General features: G+C 50.3%; 24 protein-coding genes. 20 read left to right on the top strand and 4 right to left on the bottom strand.

Annotated features, from left to right (window positions below; genetic code table 11):
• Positions 1–28: 28 nt before the first annotated feature.
• Entirely contained in the window at positions 29–286 is a 258-nt protein-coding gene (locus tag CFREI_RS08875) for a hypothetical protein (RefSeq protein WP_027011956.1), read from the top strand.
• Here the strand turns inward: CFREI_RS08875 and glgX are convergent.
• Entirely contained in the window at positions 277–2,541 is a 2,265-nt protein-coding gene (gene glgX / locus CFREI_RS08870) for a glycogen debranching protein GlgX (protein ID WP_084170652.1), read from the bottom strand. The two genes, CFREI_RS08875 and glgX, sit on opposite strands and share 10 nt — an antisense overlap.
• Positions 2,542–2,552: 11 nt before the next feature.
• A complete protein-coding gene (locus CFREI_RS08865) occupies positions 2,553–3,119 on the bottom strand; it encodes a TetR/AcrR family transcriptional regulator C-terminal domain-containing protein (RefSeq protein WP_027011957.1) in 567 nt (188 codons plus the stop codon).
• Between the two features lie 169 nt (positions 3,120–3,288).
• Between CFREI_RS08865 and CFREI_RS08860 the strand changes: the two genes are divergently transcribed.
• The 4 genes from CFREI_RS08860 (at position 3,289) to CFREI_RS08845 (ending at position 5,619) form a co-directional block, all read left to right on the top strand.
• On the top strand, positions 3,289–3,882 hold the full coding sequence (locus CFREI_RS08860; protein WP_156907700.1) for an Rv0361 family membrane protein: 594 nt from the start codon (positions 3,289–3,291) through the stop codon (positions 3,880–3,882).
• 101 nt (positions 3,883–3,983) lie between these two features.
• Positions 3,984–4,994 carry a biotin synthase BioB gene (gene bioB, locus CFREI_RS08855; protein ID WP_027011959.1) on the top strand — a complete coding sequence of 337 codons (1,011 nt, stop codon included), beginning with the start codon at positions 3,984–3,986 and terminating at the stop codon, positions 4,992–4,994.
• Positions 4,994–5,242, top strand: coding sequence for a biotin synthase auxiliary protein BsaP (bsaP, locus tag CFREI_RS08850; RefSeq protein ID WP_027011960.1), 249 nt, complete (start codon positions 4,994–4,996; stop codon positions 5,240–5,242). Before bioB ends, bsaP begins: the two co-directional genes overlap by 1 nt.
• Positions 5,239–5,619 carry a hypothetical protein gene (locus tag CFREI_RS08845; protein WP_027011961.1) on the top strand — a complete coding sequence of 127 codons (381 nt, stop codon included), beginning with the start codon at positions 5,239–5,241 and terminating at the stop codon, positions 5,617–5,619. Before bsaP ends, CFREI_RS08845 begins: the two co-directional genes overlap by 4 nt.
• A 22-nt stretch (positions 5,620–5,641) precedes the next feature.
• Here the strand turns inward: CFREI_RS08845 and CFREI_RS08840 are convergent, their stop codons facing one another.
• Positions 5,642–6,634: a YbjN domain-containing protein gene (locus CFREI_RS08840; RefSeq protein WP_051255807.1), complete on the bottom strand. Its 993-nt coding sequence runs from the start codon at positions 6,632–6,634 to the stop codon at positions 5,642–5,644.
• 184 nt (positions 6,635–6,818) lie between these two features.
• On the opposite strand from CFREI_RS08840, the gene hisD reads away from it, so the two are divergent.
• The 15 genes from hisD (at position 6,819) to ybiA (ending at position 19,554) form a co-directional block, all read left to right on the top strand.
• Positions 6,819–8,144, top strand: coding sequence for a histidinol dehydrogenase (gene hisD / locus CFREI_RS08835; protein WP_027011962.1), 1,326 nt, complete (start codon positions 6,819–6,821; stop codon positions 8,142–8,144).
• 2 nt (positions 8,145–8,146) lie between these two features.
• Positions 8,147–9,232: a histidinol-phosphate transaminase gene (locus CFREI_RS08830; RefSeq protein ID WP_035111361.1), complete on the top strand. Its 1,086-nt coding sequence runs from the start codon at positions 8,147–8,149 to the stop codon at positions 9,230–9,232.
• The gene (gene hisB / locus CFREI_RS08825; RefSeq protein ID WP_035111364.1) at positions 9,229–9,828 is read left to right on the top strand and encodes an imidazoleglycerol-phosphate dehydratase HisB; all 600 of its coding nucleotides are present in this window, start codon (positions 9,229–9,231) and stop codon (positions 9,826–9,828) included. The genes CFREI_RS08830 and hisB overlap by 4 nt, the downstream gene beginning before the upstream one ends.
• Positions 9,829–9,996: a hypothetical protein gene (locus CFREI_RS08820; RefSeq protein ID WP_027011965.1), complete on the top strand. Its 168-nt coding sequence runs from the start codon at positions 9,829–9,831 to the stop codon at positions 9,994–9,996.
• Positions 9,997–10,002: 6 nt separating this feature from the next.
• Positions 10,003–11,211: an MFS transporter gene (locus CFREI_RS08815; protein ID WP_051255808.1), complete on the top strand. Its 1,209-nt coding sequence runs from the start codon at positions 10,003–10,005 to the stop codon at positions 11,209–11,211.
• Positions 11,212–11,221: 10 nt separating this feature from the next.
• Positions 11,222–11,854 (top strand): imidazole glycerol phosphate synthase subunit HisH, encoded by a 633-nt coding sequence (gene hisH / locus CFREI_RS08810; RefSeq protein WP_035111367.1) that lies wholly within the window; start codon positions 11,222–11,224, stop codon positions 11,852–11,854.
• 18 nt (positions 11,855–11,872) lie between these two features.
• Positions 11,873–12,607 carry a bifunctional 1-(5-phosphoribosyl)-5-((5-phosphoribosylamino)methylideneamino)imidazole-4-carboxamide isomerase/phosphoribosylanthranilate isomerase PriA gene (priA, locus tag CFREI_RS08805; RefSeq protein WP_027011967.1) on the top strand — a complete coding sequence of 245 codons (735 nt, stop codon included), beginning with the start codon at positions 11,873–11,875 and terminating at the stop codon, positions 12,605–12,607.
• Between the two features lie 4 nt (positions 12,608–12,611).
• Positions 12,612–13,397: an inositol monophosphatase family protein gene (locus tag CFREI_RS08800; protein WP_027011968.1), complete on the top strand. Its 786-nt coding sequence runs from the start codon at positions 12,612–12,614 to the stop codon at positions 13,395–13,397.
• Between the two features lie 23 nt (positions 13,398–13,420).
• Positions 13,421–14,185: an imidazole glycerol phosphate synthase subunit HisF gene (hisF, locus tag CFREI_RS08795; protein ID WP_027011969.1), complete on the top strand. Its 765-nt coding sequence runs from the start codon at positions 13,421–13,423 to the stop codon at positions 14,183–14,185.
• The gene (gene hisI / locus CFREI_RS08790) at positions 14,182–14,544 is read left to right on the top strand and encodes a phosphoribosyl-AMP cyclohydrolase (RefSeq protein WP_027011970.1); all 363 of its coding nucleotides are present in this window, start codon (positions 14,182–14,184) and stop codon (positions 14,542–14,544) included. The genes hisF and hisI overlap by 4 nt, the downstream gene beginning before the upstream one ends.
• Positions 14,545–15,177, top strand: coding sequence for a TIGR02234 family membrane protein (locus CFREI_RS08785; RefSeq protein ID WP_027011971.1), 633 nt, complete (start codon positions 14,545–14,547; stop codon positions 15,175–15,177). It abuts the gene before it with no gap.
• Positions 15,178–15,248: 71 nt separating this feature from the next.
• Positions 15,249–16,058, top strand: coding sequence for an indole-3-glycerol phosphate synthase TrpC (trpC, locus tag CFREI_RS08780; protein WP_027011972.1), 810 nt, complete (start codon positions 15,249–15,251; stop codon positions 16,056–16,058).
• A gap of 10 nt (positions 16,059–16,068) precedes the next feature.
• Positions 16,069–16,914, top strand: a complete 846-nt coding sequence (gene lgt / locus CFREI_RS08775; RefSeq protein ID WP_027011973.1) for a prolipoprotein diacylglyceryl transferase — start codon at positions 16,069–16,071, stop codon at positions 16,912–16,914.
• A gap of 161 nt (positions 16,915–17,075) precedes the next feature.
• Positions 17,076–18,530, top strand: a complete 1,455-nt coding sequence (pyk, locus tag CFREI_RS08770; RefSeq protein WP_027011974.1) for a pyruvate kinase — start codon at positions 17,076–17,078, stop codon at positions 18,528–18,530.
• A 577-nt stretch (positions 18,531–19,107) separates the two neighbouring features.
• On the top strand, positions 19,108–19,554 hold the full coding sequence (gene ybiA, locus CFREI_RS08765; protein WP_027011976.1) for a riboflavin biosynthesis intermediates N-glycosidase: 447 nt from the start codon (positions 19,108–19,110) through the stop codon (positions 19,552–19,554).
• Here the strand turns inward: ybiA and CFREI_RS13385 are convergent.
• Positions 19,461–19,766: an IS3 family transposase gene (locus tag CFREI_RS13385; RefSeq protein ID WP_156907701.1), complete on the bottom strand. Its 306-nt coding sequence runs from the start codon at positions 19,764–19,766 to the stop codon at positions 19,461–19,463. The genes ybiA and CFREI_RS13385 overlap by 94 nt on opposite strands.
• Positions 19,767–20,196: the final 430 nt, after the last annotated feature.

Raw genomic sequence — 20,196 nt, 5'->3', positions numbered from 1 at the left:
GCGTTCCTTTCCTTATAGAATGGGCTGCATGAAAATTACATTTGGAGCAAACGAACTGACCATTGGGGAGTTGCGGAAGCTTATCGACGCCGCCGACGCCATCGGTCTTCCCGACTCAACACCCGTAACGGTTGAAAACGATGACCTTGTTGTGAATGTTAGCGGTCAGCGAGAGGTTCGAGCTGATCGTCGTCCGCCGCGCCCCAGTGAAGCAGCAAATCCGATCGACCCCGCCGTTCGTAAAGTGCGCGATGCATTTGGCGAGGTCTTGCGGGATTACTTATAGCGGTCAGCAGGATCGTTATATTCATCTTTTGAATCTTTAACGGCCTTCGGCTTTTCTTTTGGCTTGACTGAGTCCTTTGCGATTTCCTCCTTTTCTGCAGGGGGCTCAATCTGTTTGAGCAGCATGGTCGAACGCGCGGGAACCTCAAGTGTGCCGCCAGCGGCAATGATTTCCTCAGTTAATGGGTAACCGGTTTCTTCGGTGGTATCTACAATGAGCTTCCACCGGCGACCAAACCGGGCGTCTGGAAGCGTAAATTCAATGCACTCGTGGTAGGCATTGAAGCACATAATAAACGAATCATCGGTAATCCGTTGGCCGCGTTCGTCCAATTCCGTAATTGCATTTCCATTGATATAGACCATAAGTGATTTACCGAATTGAAAATCCCAGTCACCTTGGGTCATTAACTTTCCGGAAGGAACAAGCCACGCAATATCCCGCTGCGTGAGGTCTTCATCACCGAGCGGGCCGCCAGAAAAGAAACGACGACGCCGGAACACTGGGTGATTTGCGCGAATACGCAATAAGCGCTTAGTAAAACCATGCAAGGTTGCATATTCCTTGACCTGCGCCCAGTCGATCCAGCTTAATTCCGAATCCTGGCAATACACATTGTTATTTCCAGCCTGGGTACGGCCCATTTCATCGCCATGAGCAATCATGGGTGTGCCTTGGGAAAGCAGAAGTGTGGTTAAGAAATTACGGCGCTGCTGTGCACGTAATTGCAGAATTCCAGGATCGGTGGTGACACCCTCAACACCACAATTCCACGAGCGATTATGGCTTTCACCATCACGATTATCTTCACCATTTGCCATATTATGCTTATGGTTGTAGCTCACTAAATCATTAAGCGTAAAACCATCGTGCGCGGTCACAAAGTTAATTGAGGCCGTTGGACGCCGATCATTATTCCCATAAAGATCACTCGAACCAGTGAGACGGGACGCAAATTCACCGAGGGTGGAATGTTCACCGCGCCAAAAATCGCGGACAGTATCGCGGTATTTTCCATTCCACTCAGTCCACTGGGGTGGGAAATTACCAACCTGGTAGCCGCCTTCACCAATATCCCACGGTTCCGCAATAAGCTTAACTTGGCTCACAACCGGATCTTGTTGGACAAGGTCAAAAAACGCCGAGAGGCGATCGACGTCATGCAATTCGCGTGCCAATGTGGATGCAAGGTCAAAGCGGAAACCATCGACATGCATTTCCGTTACCCAGTACCGAAGCGAATCCATAATGAGCTGGAGGGAATGCGGGTGGCGAACATTGAGGGAATTGCCAGTACCTGTGTAATCCATGTAATGGGTTTTATCGCCGTCTACCAGTCGGTAGTAGGCGGCATTATCAATTCCGCGGAATGCAATAGTAGGGCCAAGGTGATTGCCTTCAGCGGTGTGGTTATACACAACATCCAAAATCACTTCGATGCCAGCTTCATGGAATGCCCTGACCATACCTTTAAATTCAGAAACCGCACCGCCGGGTTTTGTAGATGCAGCGTAATCCTGGTGGGGGGCGAAGAACCCAAATGTGTTGTATCCCCAATAATTTCTTAATCCGAGTTCTCTAAGTCTGTCATCTTGAAGGAACTGATGGACGGGCATTAGCTCAATTGCAGTGATGCCCAAATCTTTGAGATACGAAATAATCGATGGGTGCGCTAGCCCCGCATATGTGCCACGGAGTTTTTCTGGCACATCGGGGTGCGTCATAGTCATTCCCTTGACGTGGGCTTCGTAGATGACCGTTTCATGGTATGGAATTTTTGGTGCGCGATCGGAGGCCCAGTCGAAAAATGGGTTAATGACCACGGATTTCATTGTGTGGTGCAAGCTATCTTCGGTATTGCGCTTGCTACGGTCATGTGGGTCTGTGATGTCGTAGCTAAAAAGGGAAGCATGGCCATCAAATTCGCCATCAAATGCTTTTGCGTAAGGGTCTACTAAGAGTTTATTTGGGTCGCATCGGTGCCCATTAGCTGGATCGTATGGGCCATAAACTCTATAGCCATATCTTTGCCCTGGCTGTACTCCTGGTAGGTAGCAGTGCCAAATATGTGCATCAACTTCATCTAGGTTAATGCGGGTTTCATTATCTTCTTCATCGATAAGGCAGAGCTCAACTTTATCTGCCACGTCCGAGAACAATGCAAAGTTTGTGCCCGCACCATCATAGGTGGAGCCTAGGGGATATGCGTTACCTGGCCATACTTGATACACGGTGTCATTAGAAGAAGGGCTCATGGTCCAACATCTTAACTGCCTTTGGCCTCAAGTCCCGCTAATATGAGATCCACGCCGCAACTAAAAAGTCTTGCCCGGTCTGCTGGTGCATCTACAGAAGTGCCCGTAGCCTCGGCCAATTGTGTTGCAGTCTGCTCACTTAAAGTGGCGCCCGTCACAAAGTAGAGTAGGACTAAAGCTCCGTCACGTCGATCCATATCGGTTAGTGGCGCGTCGCTTAACGCTTCTACTATGAGTTGCTCTAAGCGCACTCTTAAATCTGAAGTACTCAGTGCGGCAATCACAACTTCCGCGCCATCCCTATGTGCTTGCATTGCGCCCCGAAGTGAACGGCATGTAGTGGCCGCTGCCGCCTTCCAATCAGGCGGATTTTCATCGTTATGGTGGAATACGGCCGGTTCGATAATACGCTCGGCTATAGCTGCGATAAGCGCTTGTTTGTTCGGTATGTGCCAATAGAGTGCGCCGGGTGCTACTGATAAACGTTTTGCAACACGCCGCATTGTCATATCGGCTAGACCGTAGTCATCAAGGATTTCGATGGAGGCGTTAATGATCGAGTCTTTTGTCAACTGCACAAGCTTTAATGGTAGTCCTATCGTTAAGGTTATGGGGGAACTCAGGCAGAATCGCCGAGTTGCAAGCATTGTGCGAATCCGTTGGTTTGGTAGGCTAGTCGTACTTGAACCGGAAAACCCGTAGTCAGGAGTCCAATTGTCCGTTCAATCTTTCACTAGAACCCGCCAGGTGTTAGCCGCATCTGCGCTGGTTCTCCCTTTAATTCTGACGGGATGTGGCTTGTTTGGCGGCGACGAACCCTCCAGTTCCACAAAGCCGACCTCGAAGAGTTCGGTAGCTGCGAAGTCTTCATCGTCTGAGAGTAAGTCTGAAACTTCAACGGAGGAGTCTTCGCCCGAGCATTCTGAAGAGCCTAAGCCTGCAGAAAGCGCTGAAGCACCACCTCCAACGAATGTGGAGATCCCGCAGCACGCCCCTATTGAAGGTGGTTCTCCAGCAAGCCCTGAAGATGCCGCAGCCATTCAAGCAATGGTGAACGGAATGGCGAATCCTTCAACAACGCGCCAATTTTTCGGCTATATGATCGATAACACCTGCCGACGTGCGCTGGAGGCGCAAGGAGGTTTGGGTCCGCAGGATTTGAACCAGATTCCTGATGCTGAGATTCCTCCTCATCAGCGCCCAACGGTGAATTCAGTCACAGATATTAAGGTTGATGGTGATACTGCCTCGGCGACCGTGACATCTACCGCTGAAGGTAAGCAAGAAACATTCACTATGCGGATGCTTCGAGAAGACGGCACTTGGAAAATGTGTAACTAGGGTAAGTCGTTTACGGTACCCCGCAAGTTGAACATCGTTCACATTGCGGGGTATTCTGATGCGTGGCATAGAACACAGAACGCGATTAAGGAGCCGCGCACATGACTCACCAGAAGGCGCCGGATATTCTAGAAATTGCCCGGGAAAAAGTATTAGGTCGTGGTATAGGCCTCGATCAACAAGAAACGCTTCAAGTGCTTGAGCTTGGCGATGGCCGACTCGAGGAATTACTTTCACTGGCCCATGAGGTTCGTCTGAAATGGTGCGGTGAAGAAGTTGAAGTTGAAGGCATTATTTCCCTGAAAACTGGTGGTTGTCCTGAGGATTGTCACTTCTGTTCACAGTCAGGTTTATTTGAGTCACCAGTGCGTTCCGCGTGGCTTGATATTCCCGGGCTTGTCGAAGCCGCAAAGCAAACCGCTAAGTCTGGAGCTACTGAATTCTGTATTGTTGCTGCCGTAAAAGGACCTGATGAGAATCTTATGTCTCAAATGGAAAAAGCGGTTGCTGCTATTCAAGCAGAAGTAGATATTCAGGTGGCTGCTTCAATCGGTATTTTGACTCAGGAACAAGTGGATCGTCTTGCTGCTGCTGGAGTGCACCGCTATAACCATAATCTGGAAACAGCGCGTTCGTTTTTCCCAAATGTGGTGACAACCCATACCTGGGAAACTCGTCGAGAGACGCTGCGTATGGTGAAAGAAGCTGGCATGGAAGTCTGCTCTGGCGGTATTTTAGGCATGGGAGAGACACTCGAGCAACGCGCTGAATTCGCTGCTGACCTCGCAGCGCTCGAGCCTGATGAAGTGCCAATGAACTTTCTTGATCCGCGCCCAGGTACCCCATTTGCTGATTATGAAGTAATGGAAACTGCCGACGCCCTGCGCGCCATTGGGGCATTTCGCTTAGCGCTCCCCAAGACCATTCTTCGATTTGCTGGTGGGCGAGAACTTACGCTTGGTGATCTTGGTGCTGAACAAGGTCTGCTTGGTGGAATTAATGCCATTATCGTTGGTAATTACCTCACTACCTTAGGGCGTCCACAAGAACAAGATTTGGAAATGATGGGCAAGCTTCGGTTGCCGATTAAAGCGTTGAATGCAACGGTGTAATGGAAAACGACGAACTACTGATCGCAATGCTTACGGAACAACCACCAGTGTTTCATCCAAACACTGGGCAGCGAATCGAAGAAGGCATTGTGATTAAGCTTTCGCCATCTGCACGCGCAGGGTTGGAAGCGCCAAGATATTGCCAGATTTGTGGCCGTCGAATGGTTGTACAGGTGCGTCCGGATGGTTGGGATGCAAAGTGCTCACGACACGGTGTGGTTGATTCGGCGTATCTTGGTCAACGATGATTACTCGTGTATGTAAAAACGCCACTGGTTTCCTCGCACTTATTGTGTTGTGCGGGGTGCTTGGCGGCCTGCTCTTAGTTATCCTTCCGCCATTGGGTGAAAGCCCAGAATTTGCTAGGTTTTTGCTTTTTGTGGGCATGAACTTTATTTTCGGAGTGGTAATCGGCGGGAGAGCGGTTCATTACCTGGGAGTTGGCTGGAAAAGCCTGCTATGGGCATTGCTTTGCGCTACAGTCACTGCATTAGCGTTAACAAGCGGCATCGGCTACCCAGGGACAGCAGCTTTTGGAATAGGCCCGGTGATGGCGGGTATGGCGTATTGGTCAGCTGCAGTCAGCCGTACGGTTCCGGAACCGCAACCACAGCCTGTAGGGTAGGCGAACGCGGCGTCGAAAAGCATTATTCGGGCCATTCGACCGCTGATTTGCCTGTTGCATTTGTGCTTATTCGGTCGATGGCATTCAGAATTGTTTGCACAGACACCGCTACTGCGTGGACGAGTTGTTTTTCCGAAAGCCCTTTGCCAACGGGGACGGTGTATTCTACGTGCACTTGTAGACCATCTTTATCGGTGTGGCAAAATGCTTTTGTTGTTGCTGCGGATTCATTCCACTCATTACATAAGAGGAATAAACGCATAAAGTCTTTTCGCGGATCTAATGAGGGAAGCCAATACCCGCGAACTAGTAATGTCGGCCCATTATCGATAAAAAACGTGTAAATAACCTCATTAAAGGCGGTAATAAGCCGCTGTTCATTAAGGTCATTTCGGGGAGTCCCTAAACTTCGCAGTGCATCGCGAACTCGTTCTAAAGTTACGGTGTAGGGTGTGTCATCATCCTGATCCATGGATTCCTCAATACTGAGCTGTTCTTCAGGAATTTCATCGGGAATAGCAGGTTTCTCCACCGCTTTTCCCGGTAGCTTTTCCGAATAAGCTTGCTCGTCCTGTAGTACTAATTCTGCCTCAGAACCGCCATATGCCAGATCCGGAAAAGCCGCTAAAAAATACTGCACGGCAAGTACTGCTGTTTCCGAAGCGGTAGTAAGAAAGGCCTGGAGTTGCTCATGGTTTACGCCGGCCTCAATGGGGAGGGATGTGCGGAATTTTAAAATGACTTCAGCATCATCGGTTATTTCTAAAAATGCTGTAGGGCCAATGCGTTTTTCATTCCACATTGTGATAAGGCGTGCGGCCTCATTAATTTGGGAAAATTCAAGCCGATTTCGCATAGTTGAAAGCATGACAAGATGGTCTGCGCTTTCAGTGCCAATATAGGCAATACTGCGGTGGTCTGGCCAGGGAAAAACAATTCGATCATCACTTATTGAATGGCCGAGTGTAAGTTTGGTTGCCGCCGCTGCTACATCGAGAAGTGAGGGAACTTCCATAACCGTATTCTAGATTGCGTGCAGTATTCTTGCCGGACGGCTATAGTGGCGCGATTGCGGAAAAGCCGGTTAGTGGTGTGCTGGACCTAACTGCCCATCTTGGTTTCATTCATGCATAGAATGAGAAAACTGGTTTGCCCGCATACATTTTCATCCGCTAGGGAGCTTGAAACCTATGTCGTCTCTGTTGAATGTTATTGACCTTCGTGGTCGCACCCCATCAATCGGGGAGTTACGTCGAACATTGCCGCGAGGAGGCACTGATATTGATGCGGTGCTGCCTATAGTGCGCCCAGTTGTGGATGCCGTGATCGCCAATGGTGTAGATGCTGCATTAGCGTACGGCGAGCAATTCGATCACATTCGCCCTCATTCGGTTCGCGTACCGGCCAATGTAATCTCGCAAGCACTGGCGGATCTTGATCCAAAGGTACGAGAGGCCTTAGAAGAAAGCATTCAGCGGGTTCGCAAAGTCCACGCTGCCGGAAAGCCACTGGACCATACCACCGAAGTCACGGTAGGCGGCACAGTAGTGGAGAAATTCATTCCGGTTTCGCGTGTGGGCCTCTATGTTCCAGGCGGCAATGCTGTATATCCATCGAGTGTGATTATGAATGTGGTTCCTGCCCAGGAAGCGGGGGTGGAAAGCCTTGTAGTGGTATCGCCGCCGCAACAAGATTTCGGCGGTTGGCCGCATCCAACAATTCTGGCTGCGTGCGCAATATTAGGGGTTTCTGAAGTTTGGGCTGTTGGGGGTGCGCAGGCAATTGCACTTTTGGCATATGGTGATGAGGATTCGGAAGAACACCTTGCCCCGGTGGATATGATTACCGGTCCGGGCAATATTTACGTCACTGCTGCTAAGCGGTTGTGCCGGGGAGTAGTGGGGATTGATGCCGAGGCTGGCCCCACGGAAATCGCAATTCTTGCCGATAGTTCTGCGGAACCGGTTCATATTGCGTATGACCTTATTAGTCAGGCGGAACATGATGTTATGGCGGCGAGTGTGCTGGTAACCGATTCTGCAGAGCTGGCTCGCGAGGTCAATATCGAAGTGGCAAAACGCTATTCGATTACTCGCAATTCTGAGCGAGTCAAAGAAGCATTGACTGGGCAACAGTCTGGCATAGTCCTAGTCGATGATTTGGATGCAGGAATCCGAGTGGTTAATGAATATGCCGCAGAGCACCTGGAGATTCATACCGCCGACGCCCGTGGGGTTGCGCAACAAATCCGCAATGCTGGCGCGATTTTTGTTGGTACATTTGCCCCAGTTCCACTCGGGGATTATTCGGCAGGCTCAAACCATGTGCTGCCAACCTCGGGTTCTGCACGTTATAGTTCGGGGCTTTCCACACATACCTTTTTGCGTAGCGTACATGTGGTCGAATATGACGAGGCTGCATTAAAGGAAATTGCAGATACCGTAGTTGTACTTGCCGACGCCGAGCAGCTCCCTGCTCACGGTGAGGCTATACGTGCCCGATTTGAAACCCTGGAGGCAAACTAATCATGAACATTACATTGGCTGATTTGCCATTACGGGATGAACTGCGCGGCGAACAAGCATATGGGGCACCGCAACTCGATGTATCCGTTCGCTTAAATACAAATGAAAATCCGTTTGCGCCATCGGAAGCTCTTATTGAGGATCTGGTAACGCATATTCGAAGTACTGCTGAGGGGTTGAATCGGTACCCTGATCGAGATGCTATTGAATTACGAAAAGCACTAGCGGCATACGTATCAAAGCAAACCGGTGTGCCCGTAACTGAGTCGAATGTTTGGGCGGCAAATGGCTCGAATGAGATTTTGCAGCAGCTCCTGCAGGCATTTGGTGGACCAGGACGGATCGCACTGGGGTTCCAACCGAGCTACTCTATGCACCCGATTTTATGTAAAGGAACGTATACGAAGTTCCAAAGTTGTGATCGCAGCCCCGACTTCGCCATTGATATGCCACACGCACTCGAGGCGATTGTGGAGCACCACCCCGATATTATTTTTCTCACTACGCCAAATAACCCCACTGGTGGCATTACGCCACTGGAAGATCTACGCAAGATTCTCGACGCTGCTCCTGGCATTGTTATAGTCGATGAGGCTTATGCGGAATTTTCTGAACTACCTTCCGCCACAACATTGATTGATGAATATCCCACTAAACTTGTGGTTTCCCGAACCATGAGCAAAGCATTCGATTTTGCGGGCGGTCGGTTGGGATATTTTGTGGCTCACCCTGCTTTTATTGATGCCGTGATGCTGGTGCGTCTTCCGTACCATCTTTCGAGCCTTTCCCAGGCTGCAGCAATCTCTGCACTACGCCATAGTGAAGACACCTTGGCTACGGTGGATGTACTGGTACAGGAGCGGCGCCGAGTTGTAGCAGAGCTTATAAATATGGGCTACCAGGTAATGCCAAGCGAATCGAACTTTATTTTGTTTGGGCGTTTTGAATCCCAGGCGGAAGCATGGCAGAAATTCCTAGATCGCGGCGTACTTATTAGAAATGTAGGAGTTACTGGATATTTGCGGGCTACCATTGGTTTGCCTCAAGAAAACGATGCGTTTATTCAAGCTGCAAGGGAAATATTATGAGTCGAATTGGTCGGATAAGCAGAGAAACCAGCGAATCAAAGATCACCGTTGAAATTAATCTTGATGGGTCTGGAAAAACAGACATTCACACTGGGTTAGAGTTTTTTGATCACATGCTTACCGCATTTGGTGCACATGGCTCATTTGATCTTAGTGTTTATGCGGAAGGTGATATCGGGGTAGATGCGCATCACACCGTTGAAGACACTGCAATTGTTCTTGGGCAGGCAATTCTTCAAGCATTAGGTGATAAAAAAGGCATTCGACGTTTTGGTTCATGCCTTTTACCAATGGATGAGGCACTGTGTGAAGCCATTGTTGATGTTTCGGGCCGCCCGTACTTTGTAATAAATGGCGAACCAGAGCAAATGATTACAGCGATTATCGGTGGGCACTATGCCACCGTAATCAACGAACATTTCTTTGAAACATTGGCGTTTAATGCGCGACTAACACTGCACCTACGTTGCCACTATGGGCGTGATCCGCACCATATTACAGAAGCGGAATATAAAGCAGTGGCGCGGGCATTGCGGGCCGCAGTGGAATCTGATCCACGGGTTACCGGAATTCCCTCAACAAAGGGGACATTGTAAATGGAACATGCCTGGCTTGTGTATGTCTTATTCGCAATTTCAGGTTTATTAGCCGGTGGAACTTGGTCTGCCTACCAAGCAGGAAACCGTCTTTTCACTTTTATTCTGGCTATTGCGTGTGCGTTAAGTGGCGCTGCAGCGATCCTTTGGCTACTTGGGGCGCAATAACTATTGATGAAATACAGCGATGGCACGCAACATTCGTTTTGGCGAATCCCTGGACTATTATCCACATTGATCGCAGTGGCGGCGGCTTTTGGAAGTTGGTCGTTGCTTTTGCCGGTGGTTCCGCTGGCCATTATTTCTTCGGGTGGTTCGGAAGTTCTTGCGGGAGCTTCCACTGGGGTGTTTATGGCGGCAACAGTTCTAACTCAAATGTGCACGCCGCGAGCTTTGCGCGCGTTTGGGTATACGCCAGTAATGGTTTTTGCTGCCGCACTATTAGGTATTCCAGCATTTGGCCACATATTCGGTTTAGCGGCGGTTCCAGTGCTTATGATCTCTGCGATTCGCGGCATTGGGTTTGGGGCATTAACGGTGGCCGAATCTGCACTAGTGGCTGAACTAGTACCACAGCGATCGCTTGGTAAGGCTTCTGGAGCCTTAGGCTTTGTTATTGGTTTGGCGGAATTAGTGTGTTTGCCCGGCGGGGTGTATTTAGCGGAACAATACGGCTATGAAACTGTCTATATTACGGCGGCTGGTATTGCGTTACTCGCGGCGGCAATGTGCTTTGGAATTCCCCGTATCAAAGCTTCCCCAGTGCAGCGAGTACAAGCGGCAACAAAAGTAGCTACTTGGAAACTAGCCAGTATTCCGGCTTTGAGTATGGGGATGGTTGCTGTAGGTTTTGGTGCTATTTCATCCTTTTTACCGGCAGCAATTCAGCAGTATCACCCTGCTGACGGTGCATTGGCCTCCGGTATTGTGCTAGCAATCTTAGGCGGTACTCAAATGGTTTCTCGCTTCTTCGCTGGGATGATTGCGGACCGGTTTGGGCATAGCGGTGTCACGATAATTCCAGCACTTCTTGTGAGCTTTTTCGGCATGGGATTGCTGGTTTTGATTCTCCAATACCAATGGTCAGTTTGGGCATTTTTGGCGGCTGCCACATTATTCGGATTGGGTTTTGGGGCGGTCCAAAATGATGCGTTACTTATGCTTTTTGCGCGAATGCCACGGGAACGTCTTTCGGAAGCGAGTGCGCTTTGGAATATGTCGTTTGATTCTGGGACGGGGTTAGGTTCATTGCTATTGGGTGTGGTGGTTGCCCACTTTGCATTTGTGGGCGCGTTTGCTGGTGCTGCCATGGTGATTGCTATTGCGGTATTCGCTACTGTGATTGATCGCCTTGTAATGAATGCTGTGGCGAAGCCGGGTTAAACTCATGCCCATGGTGAAAACTATTGCGGTGCTGGATTATGGCTCCGGGAATATTCGTTCAGCAGCGCGGGCAGTGGAACATGCGGGCGCACATGTTGTGGTGACGCATACTCCTAAAGAAGTCCTTGCAGCAGATGGCTTATTGGTGCCTGGTGTAGGTGCTTTTGCGGCATGCATGGAAGGGCTGGAACGGGTCCAAGGTGCGCGGATGATCGGTGAACGGCTTGCCGGAGGGCGGCCAGTTCTTGGGATTTGTGTTGGAATGCAGATTCTATTTGAGCGTGGTGTTGAGCATGGCGTGGATGCGAAAGGTTGCGGTGAGTGGCCGGGCGTCGTAACGCGCTTAGATGCGCCAGTATTGCCGCACATGGGCTGGAATACTGTTCGGGCACCCGAAAACTCTAAAATGTTTGCGGGCATTTCGCCGGAGGATAGATTCTATTTTGTGCACTCATATGGTGTACGTGATTGGGAGTTCCCCACGGATGGTTTGACTCAGCCACCGCTGGTGACATGGGCACATCATGGTTGTGACTTTGTAGCCGCAATTGAAAACGGTCCGTTGTGGGCTACTCAGTTCCATCCGGAAAAGTCCTCGGAAACAGGTCAAAAGCTGCTGCGTAACTGGCTGGGGAGCTTCTAGCGACTACACTTAAAGGCCATGAGTCTTACACTTCTTCCTGCAGTTGATGTTGTTCATGGCCAAGCCGTACGGTTGCACCAAGGTGAAGCCGGAAGCGAACAGGTATACGGCTCGCCATTGGATGCCGCATTAATGTGGCAAAGCCAAGGTGCTCAATGGTTGCATTTTGTGGACCTTGATGCAGCATTTAACCGCGGATCAAACCATGAACTTATGGCTGAAGTGATTGGGAAACTCGATATTCATGTCGAACTCACTGGTGGAATTCGGGACAATGAATCATTGGAACGGGCGCTCGCTACGGGGGCGCGCCGCGTCAATATCGGCACCGCCGCATTAGAAAATCCACAGTGGTGCCAAAGCGCGATAGAACAATATGGGGATCGCGTTGCCGTGGGATTGGACGTTCGGTTTATCGATGGGGAATGGCGGACTCGTGGAAACGGTTGGGTTTCAGATGGCGGTGATTTATGGGAAGTGCTTGAGCGTTTAGATTCCCAGGGGTGCTCCAGGTTTGTTGTCACCGATGTTTCAAAAGACGGTACGCTTACTGGGCCAAATATAGATTTACTGCGTGATGTCGCCGCAGCAACTGATGCCCCCATTGTGGCTTCTGGCGGTATTTCATCCCTGCAAGACATTCTCGATATTGCACAATATGTGGATGAAGGCATTGATTCGGTAATTATTGGGAAGGCTCTGTATGAGCAGCGGTTTACCCTTACCGAAGCGCTACAGGCAGTGAGCTTATAAGCCAATGGATGTACGGGAATTATTGGCTATTGCAGAAGCAATCGTCGCCGAAGCAGAGCAGATTTTCCTTGCAAATATTGGCGCAGACCCAGAAGTATGTAAACCCGGTGGCGATTTTGCAACGGCAGCGGATATTGAAATCGAAGGGCTGCTAAAAGAGCAACTCGTTCAGCGTACCGGCATTCCGGTCTTTGGAGAGGAATCCGGCGGCAGCCTCGATAGGGAAGCAGTATGGGTGGTTGACCCGATCGACGGCACCTCAAATTACTCTGCGGGTATTCCCATGTGTGCAATTCTTGTGGCGCTTTTACTGCATAATGAGCCGGTGGTTTCCGTAATTTCCATGCCGCTATTGCACAAACGTTTAAGTGCATATCAGGGGTCACGGTTATTTCTTAATGGTAAGGAACAGCCGCTATTGCATGATAAGCGCCCATTAGCGGTTCCAATTGGGTTTGGTTCGATTGTGTCTAGGAATGATTCCCAATTTCCAACGATTTTGCGCCATGATTTACTTTCCAAAGTGGCGAAGCAATACCCGCGGTTGCGGGTTACTGGTTCGGTTGGAGTGGATCTAGCATTTACCGCCCTTGGAGTATTTGGTGGGGCGATTACCTTTAGCCCGTTTGTATGGGACAATGCTGCAGGTGTATTAGCTATTCAGGCGGCCGGCGGCATGGTTACAGATCTTAATGGGGGTGCTTGGCATCCGCACGCTCAAGGTTTAGTTGCGGGCACACATGCCGTGCATCGCTCGATACTAGGTACGATCAAACAATTACATGTGTAGCTCTGGTAGGAAGGGAGCGCCCCGTGGGTGTGGCAGTTCGAGTAATCCCATGTTTAGATGTGGCCGATGGTCGTGTAGTAAAAGGCGTAAATTTTGAAAATTTGCGTGATGCGGGGGATCCCGTAGAGCTCGCCGCCCGCTACGATGCAGAGGGTGCAGACGAGCTCACATTTCTGGATGTGACGGCTTCTAAAGCCGGGCGTGGGACTATGTTGGATGTGGTCCGCAGGACTGCCGAACAGGTATTTATTCCATTGACTGTGGGCGGTGGGGTTCGCAGTGTTGCCGATGCTGATGAGTTATTGCGCGCCGGGGCAGATAAAGTGAGTGTGAATACTTCAGCGATTGCCCGCCCGGAGTTATTACGGGAACTTTCGCAGCGCTTTGGTGCGCAATGCGTGGTGTTAAGTGTAGATGCGCGCCGTGCTCCAGATATGCCCAGTGGTTTTGAGGTCACCACGCATGGAGGTTCGAAATCGGCTGGTATTGATGCCATTGCATGGGCGCGTCAAGGCGAAGCGCTTGGGGTCGGGGAGATTCTTTTAAATTCGATGGATGGGGACGGCACCAAAGAAGGTTTTGATATTGAGCTTTTAGAAAAAGTGCGCGAGGCGGTGTCAATTCCAATTATTGCTTCAGGCGGTGCTGGCCGGGCGGAGCATTTTCCACCTGCGGTTGCGGCCGGTGCTGATGCTGTGCTCGCCGCGACGATCTTTCATTTTCAAGAGGTTACGATTGCGGAATGCAAACGTGCAATGGCCGACGCGGGTTTTGAGGTGCGACAATGAGCGATAATCCAGCTGACTACCCGCTTGCGCCAGAAATTGCCAAGCAGTTGAAGTTTAACGACGCCGGGTTGGTTCCTGTGATTGTCCAGGCCGAAGGCAGCCACGAGGTGCTTATGATGGCATGGATGGATGATCATGCCTTGGCATATACCTTGGCGACCCGCCGCGGAACATATTTCTCCCGTTCGCGTAATGAGTATTGGATTAAAGGGCTTACCTCTGGACATATTCAGGAAGTCACTTCAATAAGCCGAGATTGTGATGGCGACACATTACTTATGAAGGTGTATCAAACTGGGGCAGCGTGCCACACTGGAACTCGTAGTTGTTTTGATGATCGTCCTTTGGAGCTGGCATAGATGCGTTACGCAGCAATCCTGATTGGCCTTGGTGGAGCCGCACTATGGGGTGTATCTCGGCTGACCTGGCTTCAGGTGGAGGTTTTTGACGATAAATCCGGTGGCTCAACGCAACAACTTGTGGGTGCTGTATGGTCCACCGAGGTAACGGCATTGGCATTTGTACTGTTGGTAGCCATGGTCGCTGGATTGGTGCTTCGCCCCTTTGCCCGCCGCATTGTGGGGTTTATTGCCGCTGCGGCGGCTATAACGGCAAGCTGGCAGCCATTGAACCTCTTGGCGGGGGAACCAGATTTGGTGCGGGCAAAAAATATCCTGGCTTCCGGTGCCGCTACTGAAAATTCTCAAACGCCTGTACTAATTTCGCCTTGGGCTGAAGTTACAGGAGCAGCGGTTTCTACCCTTGGTCCAGCGCTTGCTTTTTTGGCTTGCGCTGCCGCGCTTTTTGGTGGCGTACTTTTGGCGGTGCGGCCCGGAATCGATGGCGCAAAAGAAAATGCATACGAGCGGTCACAAAGCCGAAAAGAACGGCTTGAACAGGATCTTTCCTCTGCTCCAGACTCTGGCCGTGTGCTTTGGGATGCACTTGATAATGATATTGATCCAACTGATTCGGGGCGTACCGAACACTAGCGTTTAGCTGCTCAATTTCCACTCAGACGGGCCTCGCAGTTAGCCTTATGGGTGAACAGAAAGGGATCGCTATGACGTCGGTTTTTGACCGGATCATTGCGGGTGCCGCCGAGGATGTCGCCGCCCGCAAAGCTGTCGTCCCTTTCTCAGAGATTAAGGCTCGTTCCTACGATGTTGAGCCGCCGCGTGATGCGCTTGGCGCATTGCAGGGGACTGGGTGCGGGGTAATCGCCGAAATTAAACGTGCTACCCCGCTGAAGGGCATTATCGCAGATTTCGATTCTCCTGAGAATTTGGCACAACAGTTCGAGGCTGGGGGTGCTCGATTAATAGGGTGCCAAACGGAGCGACGGCGTTTTCACGGGTCGCTCGAAGATCTTCGTCGCGTACATAATGCGGTCAGTGTTCCGGTTATGTGTCGCGACTTTATTGTTGATCCCTACCAAATCCATGAGGCACGAGTCTATGGTGCTGATGTGGTGCCATTGCTTGTGGTTGCCCTTGAACAATCGCGCCTGGAAGCTCTTCTTGATCGCGTACAATCCTTGGGAATGGTCGCGTTATTGGAGGTTAGAACACCGGAAGAGGCGACAAGGGCTATTGCGGCAGGGGCTCGGGTTATTGGGGTCAATGCTCGGGATCTGACCACACTCAAAGTAAACCGTGAAGTTTTTGCTGCGATTGCCCCGGGGTTACCTCGTGGGGTTGTTCGAGTAGCGCTCTCCGGGGTTCGTACTCCATTAGATCTTATGAGCTATGCGGGTGCGGGTGCCGACGCCGTTGTTATAGGGGAAAATCTAGTCACCTCTGCGGATCCTGTGGAAGTGTGCCGAAAGCTTGTTGCGGCAGGGCAGCATCCCTCGTGTCCGGCATCACGCTAAACTTTCAACAATGATGGTTGATTTTCTGGCGGCAATTCCTTCACCGCCGCAGGGTGTTTGGTATATCGGCCCGATTCCTATTCGAGCGTATGCCCTATGCATTATTGTGGGCATTTTGGTTGCGGTGTGGTTGACGCGGCGTCGATACGTAGCCCGCGGTGGTAGTGCGGATGTAGTTCTCGACGCCACCATGGTTGCTGTACCTGCCGGCATTATTGGTGGTCGCCTCTACCATGTGGCAACCGACTATGACAAGTACTTTTGTGCAACCTGTAATCCCGTAGATGCCCTAAAAATCACCAATGGAGGGTTGGGTATTATGGGAGCCGTAGCGTTGGGCGTAGCTGCTGTTGCCGTAATGATGCGCATAAAAGGGCTAAAACTCGCACCGCTTGCCGACGCCGCCGCCCCCGGCATTGTGCTCGCACAAGGTATCGGTCGGCTGGGCAACTGGTTTAACCAGGAACTCTATGGACGAGAAACTGACGTGCCATGGGCACTGGAAATCTACTATCGGGTAGACCCAGATGGAAAATTTGCACCGTTAACAGGACACTCGACTGGCGAAGTTATTGCAACTGTGCATCCAACATTCCTTTATGAGCTTTTATGGAATGTTGGTGTGTGCGTATTCCTTCTTTGGGCGGATCGAAAGTTCCAACTTGGACGCGGACGTGTATTCGCACTCTATGTAGCTAGCTACGCGATAGGCCGATTCTTTATCGAATTTATGCGCACTGATGCAGCCACCCTGGTCTATGGTCTCCGCATTAATACCATCACCTCAGCACTGCTCGTTATAGGTGGCCTCGCCGCATTTATGCTCCTTAAAGGAAAGCGTGAAACAACAGTGTGACCAGATACATTGTTCGCAAGTATTGCCGCTGCTAAGTGGCAATAGATTCGTCAATATCCCTGCATATTAGCCTGTGTGCTGGCGGTCACCTCGCAACAATCTTTGGGAAACCTGACAACTTATGTAGCTTTACCAGCGAGAAAAGGACTAGGGTGGTGGTCGTGGACAGAAGAACCAAGATTGTATGTACTCTGGGCCCTGCCGTGGCAAGCGAGGAAGCCATCCTCGAACTTGTAGAAGCCGGCATGGATGTTGCCCGAATGAACTTCTCGCACGGCGATTATGCCGACCACGAGCAAAATTACAAGTGGGTACGTGAAGCGACCGATAAAAGCGGTCGCGCTGTCGGTATCTTGGCCGACCTGCAAGGACCAAAGATTCGTCTTGGTCGCTTTATTAACGGTGCCACGATGTGGGAAAACGGTGAAACCGTACGCATTACCGTTGATGATGTGCAAGGTACACACGATCGTGTATCCACCACTTATAAAAACCTTGCAAAAGATGCCAAGCCAGGTGATCGCCTCCTCGTTGATGACGGCAAAGTAGGGCTGGTGTGCGTTGCCGTAGAAGGCAATGATGTAGTCTGCGAAGTCGTTGAAGGCGGACCCGTATCCAATAACAAGGGTGTTTCATTGCCTGGAATGGATATCTCTGTTCCGGCACTTTCCGAAAAAGACATTAAAGATTTGCGCTTTGCCCTGAAACTTGGGGTTGATTTTATTGCGCTTTCATTTGTACGCGCTGCCTCCGATATCGAACTCGTTCACAAAATTATGGACGAAGAAGGCCGCCGTGTGCCCGTGATCGCAAAACTCGAAAAGCCGGAAGCGGTTGATGCCCTCGAAGCAATCATTCTCGCCTTCGACGCAGTAATGATTGCTCGCGGTGACCTGGGTGTAGAAGTACCACTGGAGCAAGTACCGTTGGTGCAAAAGCGTGCAATCCAAATCGCCCGGGAAAACGCAAAACCAGTGATCGTGGCGACTCAAATGCTTGACTCCATGATCGAAAACTCCCGGCCTACCCGTGCCGAAGCCTCAGACGTAGCGAATGCCGTCCTTGATGGTGCTGACGCAGTCATGCTCTCCGGTGAAACCTCGGTAGGACGTGACCCAATCAACGTTGTTCGCACCATGTCTCGGATTGTGCAGTTTGCAGAAGCCGAAGGCGAAGTGCCACCACTCAATCACATTCCACGCACCAAACGAGGTGTGATCTCCTATTCCGCGCGTGATATAGCAGAACGCCTTCATGCGAAAGCTCTTGTAGCGTTCACCACCTCAGGTGATACTGCACGCCGATTGTCGCGTTTGCACAGCCACCTTCCACTTTTGGTATTCACCCCGAACGTGGCGGTACGCTCACAACTCGCACTATCTTGGGGTGCCGAAACATTCCTGTGCCCAGAAGTCGACGACACCGACTCTATGATGAATGAAGTCGATAACGCACTGCTGAATATGGACGAATACAAGCGCGACGACATGATGGTCGTAGTTGCTGGCACACCGCCCGGAGTATCAGGCAATACCAATATGATCCATGTGCACCTGCTTGGTGAAGACTCGCACATTACAAAACAAAAAAAGACGAAAAAAACCCCGAAGCCTTAAGGCCACCATAAAGCACTCCACGGTCCGGAGTGCTTTATGGTAGCGGTTGGATATCTCGCAGCAATGCTAGTGTCCAACCGCTGTTTCAATATTGTGGCCTGGCTTTGGCCGGTGCTTTGGCCTGGCTTTGGTTGTGTGCGTCCGGTGACCTGGGATTTGGTTGGGATGCATATGGGTCTGGTTGGGGCCTGCTTGGAAGCTGCGTGTTCTTTTTGGCGCTGGTTGGGCGTGTTGTCACAGATTCCATTTTTTCGGCCGATTTTATGGAATCTGCGACACGATAGGTAGGGAACCTGTCACAGATTCCATTTTTTTCGCTGTTTTTATGGAACCTGCGACAAACCCCAGGTCAACGATTGTGCGCAACATGGGTTGCTGTCACAAATTCCATTTTTTCGGCCGATTTTATGGAATCTGCGACAGTAGGGATGAAAACATCACTAGTTTGATAGGGTGGACCTATCAAACGTTCGAAAAAGCCCAGCCCACCCACCCGGCAATCCGAGCACTAGCCACTCTAACTTTCGGGGGCACGTTCATTTCCTCTTTATTTGCAAGATGCTTATGATTGGCGATTATGAAAACTATCTATTTTTACACTACAAATGACCCATACGGTGAATTTTCCAACTTTGCTCGCTACGGATTTTATGCCGATGACAAGTACTGGCCAACTGCTGAACATTATTTCCAAGCTCAGAAATTCACAGATCCGAAACTGCGTGAAAAAATAAGGAGAACACCATCACCATTAAAAGCCGCAAACATCGGCAGGGACCGAAAAAATCCATTACGCCCAGATTGGGAAAACATTAAAGAAGATGTGATGTACCAAGCTGTCATCGCGAAATTCAGACACAATAGCGAACTTGCAGAGATACTCATAGCAACTGGAAATGCACAACTCGTAGAACATACCGGTAAAGACCGCTATTGGGGAGATGGTGGTGATGGCACAGGACTAAACCGTCTAGGCAAAATACTTATGCGGGTGCGCGCGGAACTTAGCCAGGAAGCAGAGTAAGAAAAAACCCACCTATTGCTGATATAGCTCTTGACAGCAGGATTAGTTCTATTCTCCTTGGTAAGTGGTGTGAGGGCCTGGTTCCGATGCGCGATTGGGGCTGTGTTTTTGGACGTTTCTTGGAAACATTTGTAATTGTACCAATGGATGTGCTGGTTGATAGGTTGGTCAAACTCCCGTCTGATGATGAAGGACTCACGTTTGTAAATCATTTATGTGAAATGTTTGGGAAGGCTCGATTCTTGCGCGTGTTGAAAAGTGGCTTTTCTCGGATGCCGATTGCACCCCAGATGAAGGAAATTAGCTTGTGAATTCAACTCGGGGCTAAACCGGGTAGTCCAGGTGCGTTTCAGGTTTTCGTAAGCCAGTTCGGACAGGAAAGTTGAACTGCATTAGTGAATAATCCAGTTTTCATTGGACCACCTGCTGGTCTTAATTATTCCTGTATGTGTGAAAGATTATGCGTAGATGTCGTGAATGGTAGTTACTTTGCCGGTGGTCGCGCTGTCATTAAAATTCTGCATGAAGTTTTCGCGGTGTGTTCAAAGTACTGATCGGCTGGAGTTAGAACTTTGAAGTCGGTTGGCACATTGTCTAATGTGCTGTGGCGACAGAGTAAGTTGTAGATTCAGTGCAAGCATC

Source organism: Corynebacterium freiburgense, from assembly GCF_030408815.1.
GTDB classification, from domain to species: Bacteria; Actinomycetota; Actinomycetes; order Mycobacteriales; family Mycobacteriaceae; genus Corynebacterium; species Corynebacterium freiburgense.
This window is presented reverse-complemented; position numbering and strand designations above follow the sequence as displayed.

Excerpts from the sequence above, each read along its gene's own strand:
- CFREI_RS08875 (WP_027011956.1), top strand. The coding sequence starts at position 29 with ATGAAAATTACATTTGGAGCAAACGAACTGACCATTGGGGAGTTGCGG.
- hisB (WP_035111364.1), top strand. The coding sequence starts at position 9,229 with ATGAGTCGAATTGGTCGGATAAGCAGAGAAACCAGCGAATCAAAGATC.
- bsaP (WP_027011960.1), top strand. The coding sequence starts at position 4,994 with ATGGAAAACGACGAACTACTGATCGCAATGCTTACGGAACAACCACCA.
- hisI (WP_027011970.1), top strand. The coding sequence starts at position 14,182 with ATGAGCGATAATCCAGCTGACTACCCGCTTGCGCCAGAAATTGCCAAG.
- CFREI_RS08815 (WP_051255808.1), top strand. The coding sequence starts at position 10,003 with ATGAAATACAGCGATGGCACGCAACATTCGTTTTGGCGAATCCCTGGA.
- CFREI_RS13385 (WP_156907701.1), bottom strand. The coding sequence starts at position 19,766 with ATGATTTACAAACGTGAGTCCTTCATCATCAGACGGGAGTTTGACCAA.
- CFREI_RS08845 (WP_027011961.1), top strand. The coding sequence starts at position 5,239 with ATGATTACTCGTGTATGTAAAAACGCCACTGGTTTCCTCGCACTTATT.
- ybiA (WP_027011976.1), top strand. The coding sequence starts at position 19,108 with ATGAAAACTATCTATTTTTACACTACAAATGACCCATACGGTGAATTT.
- glgX (WP_084170652.1), bottom strand. The coding sequence starts at position 2,541 with ATGAGCCCTTCTTCTAATGACACCGTGTATCAAGTATGGCCAGGTAAC.
- lgt (WP_027011973.1), top strand. The coding sequence starts at position 16,069 with ATGATGGTTGATTTTCTGGCGGCAATTCCTTCACCGCCGCAGGGTGTT.
- CFREI_RS08840 (WP_051255807.1), bottom strand. The coding sequence starts at position 6,634 with ATGGAAGTTCCCTCACTTCTCGATGTAGCAGCGGCGGCAACCAAACTT.
- trpC (WP_027011972.1), top strand. The coding sequence starts at position 15,249 with ATGACGTCGGTTTTTGACCGGATCATTGCGGGTGCCGCCGAGGATGTC.
- hisH (WP_035111367.1), top strand. The coding sequence starts at position 11,222 with ATGGTGAAAACTATTGCGGTGCTGGATTATGGCTCCGGGAATATTCGT.
- priA (WP_027011967.1), top strand. The coding sequence starts at position 11,873 with ATGAGTCTTACACTTCTTCCTGCAGTTGATGTTGTTCATGGCCAAGCC.
- CFREI_RS08800 (WP_027011968.1), top strand. The coding sequence starts at position 12,612 with ATGGATGTACGGGAATTATTGGCTATTGCAGAAGCAATCGTCGCCGAA.
- CFREI_RS08820 (WP_027011965.1), top strand. The coding sequence starts at position 9,829 with ATGGAACATGCCTGGCTTGTGTATGTCTTATTCGCAATTTCAGGTTTA.
- CFREI_RS08830 (WP_035111361.1), top strand. The coding sequence starts at position 8,147 with ATGAACATTACATTGGCTGATTTGCCATTACGGGATGAACTGCGCGGC.
- CFREI_RS08785 (WP_027011971.1), top strand. The coding sequence starts at position 14,545 with ATGCGTTACGCAGCAATCCTGATTGGCCTTGGTGGAGCCGCACTATGG.
- bioB (WP_027011959.1), top strand. The coding sequence starts at position 3,984 with ATGACTCACCAGAAGGCGCCGGATATTCTAGAAATTGCCCGGGAAAAA.